At 72.4% G+C, this 15,473-nt stretch carries 14 protein-coding genes; 8 read left to right on the top strand and 6 right to left on the bottom strand.

Annotated features, from left to right (window positions below):
• Positions 1-18: 18 nt before the first annotated feature.
• On the bottom strand, positions 19-516 hold the full coding sequence (locus tag ACFWU9_RS19935; protein WP_384320240.1) for an Lrp/AsnC family transcriptional regulator: 498 nt from the start codon (positions 514-516) through the stop codon (positions 19-21).
• Positions 517-677: 161 nt separating this feature from the next.
• On the opposite strand from ACFWU9_RS19935, the gene pdhA reads away from it, so the two are divergent.
• From pdhA to ACFWU9_RS19900, 7 genes are all read left to right on the top strand, one after another.
• Positions 678-1,898, top strand: a complete 1,221-nt coding sequence (pdhA, locus tag ACFWU9_RS19930) for a pyruvate dehydrogenase (acetyl-transferring) E1 component subunit alpha (protein WP_384320106.1) — start codon at positions 678-680, stop codon at positions 1,896-1,898.
• Positions 1,895-2,926 (top strand): alpha-ketoacid dehydrogenase subunit beta, encoded by a 1,032-nt coding sequence (locus ACFWU9_RS19925; RefSeq protein ID WP_384320104.1) that lies wholly within the window; start codon positions 1,895-1,897, stop codon positions 2,924-2,926. The genes pdhA and ACFWU9_RS19925 overlap by 4 nt, the downstream gene beginning before the upstream one ends.
• Positions 2,926-4,380, top strand: coding sequence for a dihydrolipoamide acetyltransferase family protein (locus ACFWU9_RS19920; protein ID WP_384320103.1), 1,455 nt, complete (start codon positions 2,926-2,928; stop codon positions 4,378-4,380). The genes ACFWU9_RS19925 and ACFWU9_RS19920 overlap by 1 nt, the downstream gene beginning before the upstream one ends.
• A gap of 140 nt (positions 4,381-4,520) precedes the next feature.
• The gene (locus ACFWU9_RS19915; RefSeq protein ID WP_384320101.1) at positions 4,521-5,471 is read left to right on the top strand and encodes a DUF6457 domain-containing protein; all 951 of its coding nucleotides are present in this window, start codon (positions 4,521-4,523) and stop codon (positions 5,469-5,471) included.
• Complete coding sequence (locus ACFWU9_RS19910; RefSeq protein ID WP_384320099.1) at positions 5,468-6,991, top strand: molybdopterin molybdotransferase MoeA; 1,524 nt, start codon at positions 5,468-5,470, stop codon at positions 6,989-6,991. Before ACFWU9_RS19915 ends, ACFWU9_RS19910 begins: the two co-directional genes overlap by 4 nt.
• Positions 6,992-7,011: 20 nt before the next feature.
• Complete coding sequence (locus ACFWU9_RS19905; protein WP_384320238.1) at positions 7,012-8,067, top strand: potassium channel family protein; 1,056 nt, start codon at positions 7,012-7,014, stop codon at positions 8,065-8,067.
• Between the two features lie 250 nt (positions 8,068-8,317).
• A complete protein-coding gene (locus tag ACFWU9_RS19900) occupies positions 8,318-9,304 on the top strand; it encodes an NAD(P)H-quinone oxidoreductase (RefSeq protein WP_384320097.1) in 987 nt (328 codons plus the stop codon).
• 123 nt (positions 9,305-9,427) lie between these two features.
• Here the strand turns inward: ACFWU9_RS19900 and ACFWU9_RS19895 are convergent, their stop codons facing one another.
• From ACFWU9_RS19895 to ACFWU9_RS19875, 5 genes are all read right to left on the bottom strand, one after another.
• Positions 9,428-9,982 carry a bacterial proteasome activator family protein gene (locus ACFWU9_RS19895; protein ID WP_384320095.1) on the bottom strand — a complete coding sequence of 185 codons (555 nt, stop codon included), beginning with the start codon at positions 9,980-9,982 and terminating at the stop codon, positions 9,428-9,430.
• A 98-nt stretch (positions 9,983-10,080) separates the two neighbouring features.
• A complete protein-coding gene (locus ACFWU9_RS19890) occupies positions 10,081-13,020 on the bottom strand; it encodes an FtsX-like permease family protein (RefSeq protein WP_384320093.1) in 2,940 nt (979 codons plus the stop codon).
• Positions 13,017-13,757, bottom strand: coding sequence for an ABC transporter ATP-binding protein (locus ACFWU9_RS19885; protein WP_384320091.1), 741 nt, complete (start codon positions 13,755-13,757; stop codon positions 13,017-13,019). Before ACFWU9_RS19885 ends, ACFWU9_RS19890 begins: the two co-directional genes overlap by 4 nt.
• A gap of 119 nt (positions 13,758-13,876) precedes the next feature.
• Positions 13,877-14,554, bottom strand: coding sequence for a PadR family transcriptional regulator (locus ACFWU9_RS19880; protein WP_384320089.1), 678 nt, complete (start codon positions 14,552-14,554; stop codon positions 13,877-13,879).
• Positions 14,555-14,713: 159 nt separating this feature from the next.
• Positions 14,714-14,929 (bottom strand): hypothetical protein, encoded by a 216-nt coding sequence (locus ACFWU9_RS19875; RefSeq protein ID WP_384320087.1) that lies wholly within the window; start codon positions 14,927-14,929, stop codon positions 14,714-14,716.
• Between ACFWU9_RS19875 and ACFWU9_RS19870 the strand changes: the two genes are divergently transcribed.
• Positions 14,928-15,107 (top strand): hypothetical protein, encoded by a 180-nt coding sequence (locus ACFWU9_RS19870; RefSeq protein ID WP_384320085.1) that lies wholly within the window; start codon positions 14,928-14,930, stop codon positions 15,105-15,107. The two genes, ACFWU9_RS19875 and ACFWU9_RS19870, sit on opposite strands and share 2 nt — an antisense overlap.
• Positions 15,108-15,473: the final 366 nt, after the last annotated feature.

The raw sequence follows: 15,473 nt of genomic DNA, 5'->3' as shown, positions 1-15,473 counted from the left end.
AGGTGACCGCCCCCGGCCTCAGGGCGTGGGCGGGCCCTGCTGGTCGAGATCGGTCTCCTCGAAGACCAGCAGGGTGCGGGTGGACAGCACCTCCGGGATTGACTGGAGCCGGGTCAGGACCAGCTCCCGCAGCGTCCGGTTGTCCGGCGCGTGGACCAGCAGCAGCACGTCGAAATCGCCGCTGACCAGGGCGATGTGCGTGGCACCAGGCAACTCCTGGAGCTGTTCGCGCACGGTGCGCCAGGAGTTCTGCACGATCTTGAGCGTGATGTACGCGGAGGCGCCCTGACCTGCCCTTTCGTGGTTGATCCTGGCGCCGAACCCCCGAATGACCCGGTCCTCGATCAGCCGGTTGATCCGGGCGTACGCGTTGGCCCGCGAGACATGGACGCGCTCGGCCACGGACCGTATCGAGGCGCGGCCGTCCGTCTGGAGGATGCGCAGGATGGAGTGGTCGATCGCGTCGAGCGGCCGGGGCGGCGGCTGCTGCCCGGTCCGGTCCCAGTCCTCGGCCATTTGTTCAGCCGCCATGTCCCCCACCTCTCCACTCTTGGACACCTTGTGCCCATCCCAGGCTGTGCAGAACCGTTTGTCCACAGGCTGAAGGCGCCAGTAGCCAAAATGGCGCGGCAACCGAACAATCGGTAGGTGAGGCGCGCCACACTCACGCGCCGCCCATGCCCCGCTCCCATGAGGAGGTGCACGCGTTGAAGAAGAGCAGCACGACGGTCCAGGAGCCCCCGGGTGCCGTCGTCCACCGGTCCACCCCGCCCCCACCCTGGCAGCCCTTCACGGACCCCGCCCCACTGCTCCCCGACCGCGAGCCGTACCGCGTCCTGGGTACGGAGGCGATGGCGGACGCCGACCCCGAGCTGCTGCTGCGGCTCTACGCGGAGCTGGTCCGCGGCCGTCGGTTCAACGCGCAGGCCACCGCCCTCACCAAGCAGGGCCGGCTGGCCGTCTACCCGTCGAGCACCGGCCAGGAAGCCTGCGAGGTCGCCGCGGCCCTGGTGCTCCAGGAGCAGGACTGGCTCTTCCCCAGCTACCGCGACACCCTCGCCCTCGTGGCCCGCGGCCTCGACCCCGTCCAGGTCCTCACCCTGCTGCGCGGCGACTGGCACACGGGCTACGACCCGCACGAGCACCGCATCGCCCCGCTCTCCACGCCCCTGGCCACGCAGCTCCCGCACGCCGTCGGGCTGGCGCACGCCGCGCGCCTCAAGGGCGACGACGTGGTGGCGCTCGCCCTGGTCGGCGACGGAGGCACCAGCGAGGGCGACTTCCACGAGGCGCTGAACTTCGCCGCCGTATGGAAGGCCCCCGTCGTCTTCCTCGTGCAGAACAACGGCTTCGCCATCTCCGTCCCGCTCGCCAAGCAGACCGCGGCCCCGTCGCTGGCCCACAAGGCCGTCGGCTACGGAATGCCCGGCAGGCTGGTCGACGGCAACGACGCGCCGGCGGTGCACTCGGTCCTCTCCGAGGCGGTCCGGCGGGCCAGGAGCGGCGGCGGCCCGACCCTGGTCGAGGCCCTGACCTACCGCATCGAGGCTCATACGAACGCGGACGACGCGACCCGTTACCGCGGTGACGGCGAGGTCGAGGCGTGGCGTGCGCACGACCCCGTCCGGCTGCTGGAGCACGAGCTGACGGAGCGCGGGATGCTCGACGAGGATGGGATCAGGAAGGCGGCCGACGACGCCGACGCGATGGCCGCGCGGCTGCGCGACCGGATGAACGCCGAGCCGGAGCTCGACCCCATGGATCTCTTCGCGCACGTCTACGCGGAGCAGACGGCGCAACTGCGCGAGCAGGCGGCCCAGCTGAGGGCCGAGCTGGACGCGTCGGACGAGTCCGCCGGGCCGGCCGGCGACGCGGCGGGACAGGGTGGAGCGCGATGACCACCGTGGCCCCCAGGGCGGCCAGGACCGACCGGCCCGCGAAGCCGGCGACCATGGCGCAGGCGTTGCAGCGCGCGATGCGTGACGCGATGGCCGAGGACCCGACCGTGCACGTCCTCGGTGAGGACGTCGGCACGCTCGGCGGTGTCTTCCGGGTCACCGACGGACTCGCCGCCGAGTTCGGCGAGGACCGCTGTACGGATACGCCGCTGGCCGAGGCGGGCATCCTCGGTACGGCTGTCGGCATGGCGATGTACGGGCTGCGGCCCGTGGTGGAGATGCAGTTCGACGCCTTCGCGTACCCGGCGTTCGAGCAGCTGGCCAGCCATGTCGCCAAGACGCGCAACCGCACGCGCGGGGCGCTGCCCCTGCCGATCACCATCCGGATCCCGTACGGCGGCGGCATCGGCGGCGTCGAGCACCACAGCGACTCCTCCGAGGCGTACTACATGGCGACGCCGGGCCTGCACGTCGTCACCCCCGCCACGGTCGAGGACGCCTACGGGATGCTGCGCGCGGCCATCGCCTCCGACGACCCGGTGGTCTTCCTGGAGCCGAAGCGGCTGTACTGGTCGAAGGCGCAGTGGTCCCCCGAGGCACCGGCGACGGTCGAGCCGATCGGCCGGGCGGTCGTGCGGCGTACGGGACTGAGCGCCACCCTCGTCACCTACGGCCCCTCCCTCACCGTCTGTCTGGAGGCGGCGGAGGCCGCCCGCGCGGAGGGCTGGGACCTGGAGGTGGTGGACCTGCGCTCCCTGGTGCCCTTCGACGACGAGACGGTCGTCGCCTCCGTACGGCGCACGGGACGCGCGGTGGTCGTCCACGAGTCCACCGGTTTCGGCGGACCCGGTGGGGAGATCGCTGCCCGGATCGGTGAGCGGTGCTTCCACCATCTGGAGGCGCCCGTGCTGAGGGTCGCCGGATTCGACATCCCGTATCCGCCGCCGATGCTGGAACAGCACCATCTACCGGGTGTGGACCGGGTGCTGGACGCGGTTGCGCGGCTTCAGTGGGAGGCGGACAGCTGATGGCCCAGGTGCTCGAATTCAAGCTGCCGGATCTCGGCGAGGGGCTGACCGAGGCCGAGATCGTCCGCTGGCTGGTGGCGGTCGGCGACGTCGTCGCCATCGACCAGCCCGTCGTCGAGGTCGAGACGGCCAAGGCGATGGTGGAGGTGCCGTGTCCCTACGGGGGCGTGGTCACCGCGCGGTACGGCGAGGAGGGCACCGAGCTGCCGGTCGGCGCGCCGCTGCTGACGGTGGCGGTGGGGGCGTCGGAGCCGGCCACCCCGGCGGGTCCCGCCGCGGATTCGGGTTCCGGTTCGGGCGCCGGGGCCGCCTCGTCCGGCCCGGCGGAGACGTCGGGGAACGTGCTGGTCGGGTACGGGACCGGGGCTCCGGCCGCCCGGCGGCGCCGCATGCGCCCCGCGACGGTGGTCGCCGCGCCTCCGGCGCCGGCCGCCCCGGTCGCACTCGTCGAGCCGGCACCCGAGCCCGCAGCGGCACCGGCACCCTCAGCCACGACGCCCGCCCCCGCGCCCGAGCGGTCCGGGCCCGTCCCGGTCATCTCGCCGCTGGTGCGGCGGCTGGCCCGGCAGAACGGGCTCGACCTCCGGACACTGACGGGATCCGGCCGGGACGGGCTGATCCTGCGGTGCGACGTCGAGCAGGCCATCGAGCGCATCGAGCACGCCTCACAGACCCAGGCACAGGCACAGACCCAGGCCCGGACAGAGACCCGGACCGACGCCGCGACCCCCGCCTCGCCCTCGTCCGCCCCCCCGGCCGGGGCGGTCACTGAGCGCGTACCGCTGCGCGGTGTACGCGGCGCGGTCGCCGACAAGCTCAGCCGCAGCCGGCGCGAGATCCCCGAGGCGACCTGCTGGGTCGAAGCGGACGCGACGGAACTGATGACCGCCAGGACCGCCGCCAACGCGGCCGGCGGCCCGAAGATCTCGCTCATCGCGCTGCTGGCACGGATCTGCACGGCCGCGCTCGCGCGCTTCCCGGAGCTCAACTCCACGGTGGACACCGAGGCCCGGGAGATCGTCCGACTGCGCGACATCCACCTCGGCTTCGCCGCGCAGACCGACCGGGGCCTGGTCGTCCCCGTCGTACGGGACGCGCAGAACCGTTCGGCGGAGTCCCTGAGCGCGGAGTTCGCGCGGCTCACGGAGGCCGGCAGGTCCGGGACGCTGACCCCGGGAGATCTGACGGGCGGCACGTTCACGCTGAACAACTACGGCGTCTTCGGCGTCGACGGCTCCACGCCGATCATCAACCACCCCGAGGCCGCCATGCTCGGCGTCGGCCGCATCGTCGCCAAACCGTGGGTGCACCAGGGCGAGTTGGCCGTACGCCAGGTCGTCCAGCTCTCCCTCACCTTCGACCACCGGGTGTGCGACGGCGGCACGGCGGGCGGCTTCCTCCGGTACGTGGCGGACTGTGTGGAACAACCGGCGGTGCTCCTGCGCACGTTGTAGGGCGGGCCCGGCACCGGGACCACGATCACGGTCCGGGCCAGTCCGGCATCACGGCCCTACCTCGCAGTCCAACATCACGGTCGTACATCACGGTTCGGCACACATGCGTCGGACACCCGATCGCGGACCATACTTCAGCCATGACCACGACCGCCCATGACGCCATCGTGCTCGCCGGAGGTTCCGCGAAGCGGCTCGGCGGAATCGACAAGCCCGCCGTCAGCGTCGGCGGCCGGGCCCTGCTCGACCGGGTGCTCGGCGCCTGCGGCGACGCCGGACGGACCGTCGTGGTGGGCGGCCGGCGGCCCACGGTGAGGCCGGTGCGCTGGGCGCGCGAGGAGCCGCCCGGCGGCGGCCCGGTCGCCGCGCTCGGCGCGGGCGTACGGCAGGTCGAGGCGGACACGGTGCTCGTGCTCTCTGCCGATCTGCCCTTCCTGACAAGGGAGACGACACACCGCCTCCTGGACGTGCTCGCGGCGGACGCCGAACGCGAAGGCGCGCTGCTCACCGACGCGGACGGGCGCGACCAGCCGCTGGTCGCGGCGTACCGCACCGAACCTCTGCGCCGTGAGATCGCGCTTCTCGCCACCGAGTACGGCAGCCTCGCCGGGCTGCCGCTCCGACTGCTGACGCATGAACTCGACCTCGCCCGGCTCGCCGCGGATGCCGACCCGCTCGCATCCTTCGACTGCGACACCTGGGAAGACATCTCCGCGGCGCGGGCACGCATCAGGGAGCATGGAACCGTGCTGGATGAATGGATTACCGCAGTCAAGGACGAGCTCGGCCTCGAACTCGACGTCGACATCAAGGACTTGCTCGATCTCGCCCGCGACGCCGCGCACGGGGTGGCCCGGCCGGCGGCGCCGCTGACGACCTTCCTGGTCGGGTACGCGGCGGGCCGTGCGGCCGCCGGCGGCGGAGGTCCCGAGGCGGTGGCCGAGGCGTCGCGGAAGGCCACGGCGCTCGCCCTGCGCTGGGCCGACGAGACGGACGCGACGGCAGCGGGCGCCAAGGACGAGGGTGGCGGCAAGGACGGGAGCGGCAAGGCCGAGGGTGACGGCAAGGCCGAGGGGGCCGAAGCCGGATGACGGCTCAGGACCGCGAGGTCGACGGCGTCGAGGACGTCCTCGCGCTGTTCGCCAGGCAGCCGGAGGCGGGACCGGGCGAAGAGCCGAGTGCCGCGCCGGGCCGCGACCCCGACCACAGCTCCGCGCCGTCCAGGACGGCCGGCGGCAGGCACGGCGCATCGCCGTGGGCGGAGGCCCGCGCGACCGCGGCCTGCTCCGGCCGCTCGGCGGCGACGGCCCCCCCGGCGCCCGCCACCCCGGGCCCCGCACCCGCCACCCCGTCCCCCACCGCCTCCCGAACCACCACCCCCGGGCCGGCCATACCCGGAGAAGACCCCACCGCCTCCTCCCGCACGCGCCGGGTCCCTCTCGAACAGGCCCTGGGCCACGTCCTCGCCGAGCCTCTGACCGCCCTCACCGACCTGCCGTCCTTCGACACCTCCGCCATGGACGGCTGGGCGGTCTCCGGACCCGGCCCCTGGTCCCTGCGCCAGGTGGAGTCCGGCGAAGCCGCGTCGGGCACCGCCCCGACCGACGGCATCCTCGCCGGACACGCCGCCGTCACCCCGCTCCCCGACGGCGCGGCCGTACGGATCGCCACCGGAGCCCGTGTCCCGCCCGACGCCACCGCTGTCATCCGCAGCGAGCACGCCCGCACGGACAGCACCGGCCATCTCCACGCCGATCGCGAGGTGGTCCACGGCCAGGACATCCGCCCGCGCGCCCAGGAGTGCCGCTCCGGCGACCAACTCCTGCCCGCCGGCGCCGTGGTGACCCCGGCGGTGCTCGGCCTGGCCGCCGCCGCCGGTTACGACGAACTGCTCACCGCCCGCCGCCCGACCGTCGACGTCCTCGTCCTCGGCGACGAACTGCTCGTGCGGGGGCTGCCCCACGACGGTCTCATCCGCGACGCGCTCGGCCCCATGCTCGCGCCCTGGCTGCGCGCGCTCGGCGCCGAGGTCGTCGACACCCGGCGGGTCGCCGACGACGCGGGCGCCCTGTACCGGGCGGTCACCGAGTCGGAGGCCGATCTGGTCCTCACCACCGGCGGTACGGCCGGCGGCCCCGTCGACCACGTCCACCCCGTCCTCGCCAGGGCGGGTGCCGAACTGCTCGTGGACGGCGTCGCCGTACGCCCCGGCCACCCCATGCTGCTGGCCAGACTCCCCTCCGGCCGCCACCTCGTCGGTCTGCCGGGCAACCCCCTCGCGGCCGTATCGGGCCTGCTGACGCTGGCCGAGCCGCTGCTGCGGGCACTCGGCGGGCGGGAGCAGCCGCCGCCGTACCACGCTCCCGTACGGGACGAGGTGCACGGCCATCCTCACGACACCCGTCTCGTTCCCTTCGTCCACCGCGACGACCGGCTCGTGCCGCTGCGCTACAACGGTCCCGCCATGCTGCGCGGGATCGCCGTCGCCGACGGGCTCGCGGTCGTCCCGCCGGGCGGCGCGCGTCCGGGCGACGAGCTGGAAGTCCTCGACCTGCCCTGGGCCGCCTGGGCCGATGCCACCGCCTCGATCGATGACGGGTGTTTCACGTGAAACTTCCCGGCCACGACGCCATGGCGCGTCACGCCGACGAACACCTGGTCACCAGCCGGGTGAAGCTGCCGCGCCGGATCGTCGACCGGCCGTTGCGGCAGGTCAGCAAGCGGCTGTTGATGGCGCTGGGGGTGCTGGCGACCACCGTCTTCATCGTCTGGATCGACCGCACCGGCTACCACGACAACTCCGACGACTCGGTCGACTTCCTCGATGCCGTCTACTACGCCACCGTCACCCTCTCGACCACGGGTTACGGCGATATCGTCCCGTACAGCGACGCGGCCCGGCTCATCAACGTCGTACTGGTCACACCGCTGCGTGTGCTCTTTCTGATCATCCTGGTCGGTACCACTCTTGAGGTCCTCACCGAGCGCACCCGGGAGGAGTGGCGGCAGAACCGCTGGAGGTCCAACTTGCGTGACCACACCGTCATCGTCGGCTTCGGCACCAAGGGCCGGTCGGCGATGCAGACCCTCTGCGCCACCGGGCTCAAGAAGGACCAGATCGTCATCGTCGACCCCAGCGCGAAGGTGATCGAGGCGGCCAACGCGGACGGCTTCGTGGGCGTCATCGGCGACGCGACGCGCAGCGACGTACTCCTGCGGGCCGAACTCCAGCGTGCGCGGCAGGTGGTGATCGCCACTCAGCGGGACGACACGGCGGTGCTCGTGGCGCTGACCGCGCGTCAGCTCAACCGTGGGGCGAAGATCGTCGCCGCCGTACGTGAGGAGGAGAACGCTCCGCTGCTGCGCCAGTCCGGCGCGGACGCCGTGATCACCAGCGCCAGCGCGGCGGGCCGGCTGCTCGGCCTCTCCGTGCTCAGCCCCGTCGCGGGCACGGTGATGGAGGATCTGATCCAGCAGGGCAGCGGCCTCGATCTCATCGAACGCCCGGTGATAAAGGCCGAGGTGGGGCGGAACGTGAGGGAGACGGACGATCTGGTGGTCAGCGTGCTGCGTGGGCACCGGCTCCTGGGGTACGACGACCCGTCGGCCAGCCCGCTCCAGCTCACCGACCGGCTGATCACGATCGTGCGCGCGGATCCCAATCCGGAACAGAGCAAGTCGGACTGACCGGCGGCGCCGAAGCCGAAGCCGAAACCCAAACCGAAGCCCGAGCAGCCGGCGCCGAAGCCGAAACCCAAACCGAAGCCCAAGCAGCCGGCGCCGGCGCCGACTTCGACGCCCGGAGACCCCGAGCCGGGACCCCCGCGAATCCGGCCGGGGGCCCAACGAGCCCCGGCCCGGGCCCGATCGCGGGCCCCGCGCAGAGCCCTCGACCGGAGCGGTACTGCGGAGAGAACCGGGGGGTAGCCTCCCGACCATGTATGCGATCACGATTCCGGAACCCGGTGGCCCCGAGGCGCTCGTCTGGGCCGAAGTGCCCGATCCCGTACTCCTGGAGGGCGAAGTCCTCGTCGATGTCGTCGCGAGCGCGGTCAACCGCGCCGATCTGCTGCAACGCCAGGGCTTCTACGATCCGCCGCCCGGCTCGTCCCCCTACCCCGGTCTGGAGTGCTCCGGCCGCATCAGCGCGCTGGGCCCCGGCACGGAGGGCTCGGGCTGGTCGGTCGGCGACGAGGTGTGCGCCCTGCTGACGGGCGGCGGTTACGCCGAGAAGGTCGCCGTCCCCGTGGGCCAGCTCTTTCCCCTGCCCGACGGCGTGGACCTGGCGACGGCCGCCGGGCTTCCCGAAGTCACCGCCACCGTCTGGTCGAACGTCTTCATGATCGCCCATCTGCGGCCCGGCGAGACGCTGTTGGCGCACGGCGGGGCGAGCGGCATCGGCACGATGGCGATACAGCTCGCGAAGTCGGTCGGCGCGCGCGTCGCCGTCACGGCGGGCGGGCCCGAGAAGCTGGCGCGCTGCGCCGAGTTGGGCGCGGACATCCTGATCGACTACCGGCAGCAGGACTTCGTCGACGAGCTGAAGAAGGCCACGGACGGCGCCGGCGCGGACGTCATCCTCGACATCGTGGGCGCGAAGTATCTCGACCGCAATGTGAAGGCCCTGGCCATCAACGGCCGCCTCGCGGTCATCGGTCTCCAGGGCGGGGTGAAGGGTGAGCTCAATCTGGGCGCCCTCCTGGGCAAGCGCGCCGCCGTCACGGCGACGTCGCTGCGCGGGCGTCCGCTCGGCGAGAAGGCGTCGATAGTCGCCGCCGTACGGGAGCACGTCTGGCCGCTGATCGGCGCCGGGCAGGTGCGGCCCATCGTGGACCGGACGTTCCCGTTGTCGGAGGCGTCCGAGGCGCATCGCGCGCTGGAGTCGGGCGACCACGTGGGCAAGATCCTGCTGCTGCGCCCGTAAACGGGACAGCGCTCCTGGGTCGGTCTCCGAGACTCCTCGGAGACCGACCGAACACCGGACACACAAGACAGGGGCCTCGGGACCAAGACAGAGGCCTCGGGACGGAGCCTCCGACCCGGAGCGTCAGAGATACGGCCCCGACCGGATCGCGCCGTGCGCGCCCGGGTCCTCCCCGTCCTCGCCGTCCTGCGACGCGCCCGGCGGCAGCGCCCGGCGCATCTGCTCCAGCTGCGCCCGTGCCGCCATCTGCTGGGCGAACAGCGCGGTCTGGATCCCGTGGAAAAGGCCTTCCAGCCAGCCGACCAACTGGGCCTGCGCGATGCGCAGTTCGGCCTCCGACGGGATGGCCTCGTCGGTGAAGGGGAGGGACAGCCGTTCCAGCTCGTCGACGAGCTCGGGCGCGAGTCCGTCCTCCAGCTCCTTGACCGAACCGGCGTGGATCTCCTTCAGCCGTACCCTGCTCGCCTCGTCCAGAGGAGCGGCGCGCACTTCTTCGAGCAGCTGCTTGATCATGCTGCCGATACGCATGACCTTCGCCGGCTGCTCGACCATCTCCGTCACCGGGATCTCGCGCGGCTCGTCGTCGTCGTGTCCGCCGCCGAGCGCCATTCCGTCCTGTCCCACCACGAGGACATGGGGGTTGCTCTCCTGCGACCGTTCGTTCCTCGGCATTTCCATACTTTCATTGTCTCGCACCTGGGTGCCGACGCGCGGTGAGCCCCCGTAGGTGAGGAAAACCCTCTCCCACGGGGGCTCGGCGGCTCCGCGGACCGGTGTCAGACCGCCGCTCTGCGCGCCAGCGCGCCCCGCGAGCGCGTGACCAGCGCGGCCAGGAGCGCCGCGCCGAGCGGGACCATGACGAGCAGCACGCCGAGGGTCTCCCACGGGATGACCACCGGTACGAAGGGAGCCGAGGCCTCCTGCCCGTTGGACCATCCCTCGTCCAGCATCCGCTCGTACAGCCGGTCCTCCGCGCGGCGCTCGGTGAAGCGCAGCCCGATCGCGGGCAGGATTCCGGACGCCGAGCCGAGGACGACACCCATCGCGGCCACCACCCCGCACTGGAATCCGCTCAGCGCCTTGCGGACCCGGGGCGGCGCCCCGACGGCGGCGAGGGTCTTCAGGTCGGGCTCGGCGTCGGCCTGGGCGAGGCCCGTGGCGATACCGGCGGCGCCGATGGTGATCAGGCCCGCGAAGACGGCCAGTGCCAGGAGTGTGGCGTTGTTCTCGGGGACGAAGCCCTTCTCGATGGTCAGGAGGGGATCGCTGCCCGTCTTGGCGAGTTCGCTGGTGAGCTTCTGTTCCTGGGCGCCGCTCGGCAGCTTCTCGGTGGTGAAGAAGGAACCGAACGGGACGGTGGCCATTCCCGCCTTCTCGGCGACGTCCCGGGGCACGATCACCGTGACCCCGTACGAGTTCTCGCCGCCGGAGAACTGGTGGGCGGGGATCGACTTGACCGTGCCCGGCACGCTCTCGCCGTCGGAATCGCCCGCCTGGTCCGCCTCCTTCTGCTGGGCGGCGGTGATCAGGCGGACGTCGATCGTCCCGTTGACGCCGCTCCTGGGCGCCGCCACATCGAGCGCGCCGCCCTTGTCGAGGGAGCCGGTGCCTTCGGGGGTGAGGAGACGCTTGTTGAAGGAGACCGCCCGCCCGTTCGCCAGCGCCTCGCTCGCTTCCCGGTTGTCGATCTCCAGGACCTTGAGCAGCTTGTCGTCACCGACCAGGATCTCGCCGCCGGTGGTGCCGATGCCGCTCGTTCCCATTTCACAGCGCCAGTCCTTGGCCAGCTTGCGCTTCTGGGCCGTGGAGAACTTCGCCGCCGGGTCCTCGCCGCTGTCGTCGGACGTCCAGAGCGGGCACTCGTACGCCTTCGGCGTGACCACCTGGTAGTAGCCGCACTCCTCGCCGCCTCCGTAGGAGGAGCAGTTCTTCCTGCCGACGACGACACGGTCCACATCGGCGCGCACGCCCGTCGGAAGCAGCTTCTGCGTGTCCTCCCGCATCGACGGGACATCCGCCGCGGACTCCGGGGACAGCACCGCGACCGCGCCGTACGGCAGCTCCGGCAGGTACCGGGCCTCGGACTGGGCTTCCGAGCTGGCCGTGTACGTCGACACGGCCACCGTGCCCGCGACCGCCGCCAGCACCGCCGCCACGGCCGGAGCCGTACGGCCCCGGTTGCGCACGGCGTCGCGCAGCGCGAGCCGCGGCGAGAGCGGCAGCCAGCGCCCGATCCGGCCGAAGAGGCCGACCAGCGCGGGCGTCAGGGCCACCACCCCGAGCTCGGCGAGCGCGCTGCCGCCGGCGACGAACATGGCCTGGTCGGAGACCGTGGAGCCGTACAGCGCGATGCCCGCGCCGAGTACGACGGCGCCCAGGCCCAGGATCGGCAGCAGCCTGTTGCTCCTACGGATGCCACGGCGCCCGGTGAGCGAGGCGACGACGGTCTGCCGCGACGCGGTCACCGCGGGCACGATCGCGGCCAGCAGACCGGTGACGACCGCGACCAGCGCGATCGCGACCAGCTCCAGCGGACGCAGGTCGAAGCTCCCGAAGCGCTTGCCCAGGAAGTCCTCCAGCACCGGCTGGAGTGCGAAGGTCAGGACGATGCCCAGCACCGTGCCGACCACCGCGGCGACCGCGCCGATCACCAGACCGCCGCTGAGGACGATGGCCCTGATGTGGTGCCGGTCGCCGCCGTTGGCGCCGACCAGGCCGAGCTGGCGGCGGGAGCGGCGGGCGCCGACGGCGAACGCCGGGCCTGCCAGCAGACAGATCTCCAGCATCGCGAGGCCGACGATGGTGCTGACGACGGCGAGTTCGGTGGCGTTGGAGGTGGAGCCGCCGCCGTAGTCGGTCGGGCCGTTCTTCTCGTACAGCGGCACGTCGGAGTCCGGCGGCGGATCGAGCGTCACCGCGCGTGAAGTGACCACGGCGCCCTTGGCGTTGGTCTCCTTGACCATGTCCCACGTGTAACCGGCGCCGCCGGGGACCGAGACCAGATAACTGGTGAACGCCTGCCCGCCGGGCAGCTCCGCGGCCTCCAGCGCCTTGGCCAGCGGGGCGAGCAGCGTGCCCGGAAGGGCGTTGACCTGTGCGGTGTCCAGGGCGTCCGGCAGTTCGTACGCGCCGACGATCCGGTACGTGCGGTCGAACCCGTGCACGCGGAGCTTCGAACCGACGTGGAGACCGCTGCTCTCCAGGAAGGCGTTGGTCGCCGCGACCTCGTCGGCCTTCTCCGGGAACCGGCCGCGGTCGAGGACCATGATGCCCTCGGCCATCGGGTCGGCCGCCTTCAGCTCGCGGACCGAGGCGTTCAGCAGGCCGTGTGTCGTCCCGAGCTTGGCCGTGCCCTCCGAGTCGACGAGGGACTCCGTGTCCGGCGGGAGGGCGGACGCGACGTCCATCTCGCCCTCGGGCCACGGCCCGTCGTCGTCGGTCGTCACCGGCTCGTAGCCGTCGCCCTTGGGGGTCTGGAGGAGGGGGACCCCGCCCATGGTCGGGTCGGTGACGCGGGCGTCGGCCCGTCCGAGGTCCCGGTCCAGTTGCTGGGCGGCGGTCAGATCGGCGCTGCGCAGTGTCAGGTCGGCGGCGCTCACACCGAGGATCGGCAGGGCGAGCATGGCGAGGACGAGGAAGCTGCGTCCCTTGAAGCGCCAGGCGTCACGGCGGGCTATGCGGATCGCCGCGCGCCAGGAGTGGTACCAGTTCTTCACCGTTCGGCCGCCTGGCCCGTGAGGAGCGAGTCGGCGTGACTGCGCAGGGTCTGGTCGACGACGGCGCCGTCCCGGAGGAAGACCACACGGTCGGCCCAGGCCGCGAACCGCGGTTCGTGCGTGACCAGGACGCCGGCCGCGCCCTGGTCGCAGCGGCTGCGCAGCAGCGCGAGCACGGACTCGCCGGTCTCGGAGTCGAGGGCGCCGGTGGGCTCGTCGGCGAGGACGAGGCGGCGGTCGCCGACGAGGGCGCGGGCGATGGCCACGCGCTGCTGCTGGCCGCCGGACATCTCGTCCGGGAACCGGTCGGCGAGGTCGTCGAGGTCCATCTCGCGCAGCGCGGCGACCGCCTCGCCCCGGGCCTTGCGGGCCGATGTGCCGTCGAGTTCCCGGGGGAGGGCGACGTTCTCGGCGGCGGTGAGGGCGGGGATGAGGTTGTAGTCCTGGAAGACGTAGCCGATGCTGCGGCGGCGCAGGGCGGCGATCTGCTTGCGGCCCGCGGTGGTGAGGTCGGTGTTCTCGACGATCACCTGGCCCGAGGTCGGGGTGTCGAGACCGCCGGCGATGGTGAGCAGTGTGGACTTGCCCGAGCCCGACGGGCCCATCACGGCGACGAGTTCGCCGGGGAAGACATCGAGATTGATCCCGCGCAGGGCGTGGACCTCGGTGGCGCCACTGCCGTGGACGCGGGTCAGGTCCTTGAGTTGGAGCACGGGATGCGGTGCCTGGTCAGGCATGGGTGGTCCCCCTTGGGAGCGGATCTGGTGCGCGGACGCCGAGGTGAGTGGGTGCCTGCGGTGTGCGTGGTACGTGAGTGGGCGCGTGCGATACGGATGGGGCACTGGTGCGCGTGGGGTCAGCGGCCTCTGGAGCGGCCCAGGCCGATCCGGGAGGCGGGCGCCGGCTTCTCCGCCGGCGGCGCGGTGTCGGGCGACGGTCCGTCGTGGCCGGCGCCCGCGCTCTCCCGCTCCTTCTCCCGCTGCTTCTCCTTCTGCGCGTTCATCAGCGAGAGCCGGACGAGCCGCGCCTCGCAGTGGTCGAGCCAGCGCGCCTCGGCCTCGGTCTGGAAGATGAGCTGTTCCAGGACGAGCAGCCAGGCCACGTCGTCCCGGTTGTCCGGCGAGACGTCGGTGGCCTGGGCCTTGAGGCGGGTGTAGTCCTGCATCGCCTGCACGGTGTGGTGGCGCTGCGACTGGATCACGTCGCGGATGTCGATCCCGGGCGCGCCCACGGCCATCGCGAGCTTGATGGCCAGTTCGTCCCGTGGCGGACTGCGCCGGTCGACCGGTGAGCGGAACCAGTTCCGCAGCTCCTCGCGGCCGGCGTCGGTCACCGCGTAGAGCGCGTGCCCCGCCTCGTCCTCACCGTCCTGGACGACCATGCCGTCGCGCTCCAGACGGTTGAGCGTCGTATAGACCTGGCCGACGTTCAGGGGCCAGGTGGCGCCGGTGCGGGATTCGAACTCCGTACGGAGCTGGGAGCCGTAGCGCGGTCCCGATTCGAGGAGGGCCAGCAGCCCGTGGCGGATCGACATACTCAGTATGTATACCCGGTATGGCCGGGGCGGCAAGGGCCCTGAGAGGGACGTCACGCGTCCGTCGTAGGGAGGAGGTAAGGGCGACGCGAGAGGGAGGAGGGCGTCGAACACGCAGGTCGGATGGGGTGGATCAGGGTGCGGTGGGGTCCTCGCCGGTCAGCGGCGCCGCAGTCGCAGGCCCAGAAAACCGATACCGAGTCCCATCATCGCCATGCCGATGCCGAGGGTCAGCGCGGGGACGGCGCGGGCGACCGGCTGGGAGACCGCCTGGCTGTCCTGCTCCCGCGCGGTGGCGTTGTGGGGCGGTGTACGGGGTGGAACCGGCCCCTCCTCCGAGGCTTCGGAGTCGTCCGACAGAAGCTCCTCGTCCATGGCGTCACTCTCGTGGGGGCTCTCCGGCTCCCGCTCGCGCTTCCTCTTCGGAGTCTTCTCCGGGCCGGGCGTCCGGCTCTTCCCGGGCGTGGCCGAGAGCGTCGCGGAACGGCTGTGGGACGGCGAAGCGGAACCGGACGAAGGCCCTCCGCTCGTGCTCGGCCAGGGCGGCACGTAGGGCGCCGCGGACTCCGCGACGCCGGCCGACGACGACACGTCGGCACTCGCGGACGTCCGCCCGGGCCGGGGCCGTCCCTGCCCGGCCTCGTTCCCGGCCAGCGATGAGGTGGCGCTCGGGGGGTCCGACGGCTCGGCTCGCGGGAGCTCGCGGTCGTCCGCGTAGGCGGGAGGCACGCTCGACAGCAGGGCGGCGAGGGTGACCGCGACGGCGATCGCGGGCGCGGTCGCGATCGCGCGGGAGGTGCGGAGCCGTACGTGGAGCCGTGCGTGGAGCCGTAACATCACCGACTCAGCGTCACATGTGGTGACAGAAGCGGCATCTCGGCGACAGCCGGCCGTCCCGGCCGCCGTACACTCCCGCGCG

Origin of the sequence: Streptomyces sp. NPDC058653, from assembly GCF_042716895.1 — a bacterium.
In the GTDB taxonomy this organism is placed as follows: Bacteria; Actinomycetota; Actinomycetes; order Streptomycetales; family Streptomycetaceae; genus Streptomyces.
Note: the sequence above shows the minus strand (reverse complement) of the source record. Positions and strands in the feature narration are given on the sequence as shown.

Bases quoted from the DNA above. Each gene is read 5' to 3' on its own strand.
- ACFWU9_RS19905 (WP_384320238.1), top strand. From the start codon at position 7,012: ATGGCGCGTCACGCCGACGAACACCTGGTCACCAGCCGGGTGAAGCTG.
- ACFWU9_RS19915 (WP_384320101.1), top strand. From the start codon at position 4,521: ATGACCACGACCGCCCATGACGCCATCGTGCTCGCCGGAGGTTCCGCG.
- ACFWU9_RS19895 (WP_384320095.1), bottom strand. From the start codon at position 9,982: ATGGAAATGCCGAGGAACGAACGGTCGCAGGAGAGCAACCCCCATGTC.
- ACFWU9_RS19900 (WP_384320097.1), top strand. From the start codon at position 8,318: ATGTATGCGATCACGATTCCGGAACCCGGTGGCCCCGAGGCGCTCGTC.
- ACFWU9_RS19875 (WP_384320087.1), bottom strand. From the start codon at position 14,929: ATGGACGAGGAGCTTCTGTCGGACGACTCCGAAGCCTCGGAGGAGGGG.
- ACFWU9_RS19880 (WP_384320089.1), bottom strand. From the start codon at position 14,554: ATGTCGATCCGCCACGGGCTGCTGGCCCTCCTCGAATCGGGACCGCGC.
- ACFWU9_RS19885 (WP_384320091.1), bottom strand. From the start codon at position 13,757: ATGCCTGACCAGGCACCGCATCCCGTGCTCCAACTCAAGGACCTGACC.
- ACFWU9_RS19925 (WP_384320104.1), top strand. From the start codon at position 1,895: ATGACCACCGTGGCCCCCAGGGCGGCCAGGACCGACCGGCCCGCGAAG.
- ACFWU9_RS19870 (WP_384320085.1), top strand. From the start codon at position 14,928: ATGGCGTCACTCTCGTGGGGGCTCTCCGGCTCCCGCTCGCGCTTCCTC.
- pdhA (WP_384320106.1), top strand. From the start codon at position 678: ATGCCCCGCTCCCATGAGGAGGTGCACGCGTTGAAGAAGAGCAGCACG.
- ACFWU9_RS19920 (WP_384320103.1), top strand. From the start codon at position 2,926: ATGGCCCAGGTGCTCGAATTCAAGCTGCCGGATCTCGGCGAGGGGCTG.
- ACFWU9_RS19910 (WP_384320099.1), top strand. From the start codon at position 5,468: ATGACGGCTCAGGACCGCGAGGTCGACGGCGTCGAGGACGTCCTCGCG.
- ACFWU9_RS19935 (WP_384320240.1), bottom strand. From the start codon at position 516: ATGGCCGAGGACTGGGACCGGACCGGGCAGCAGCCGCCGCCCCGGCCG.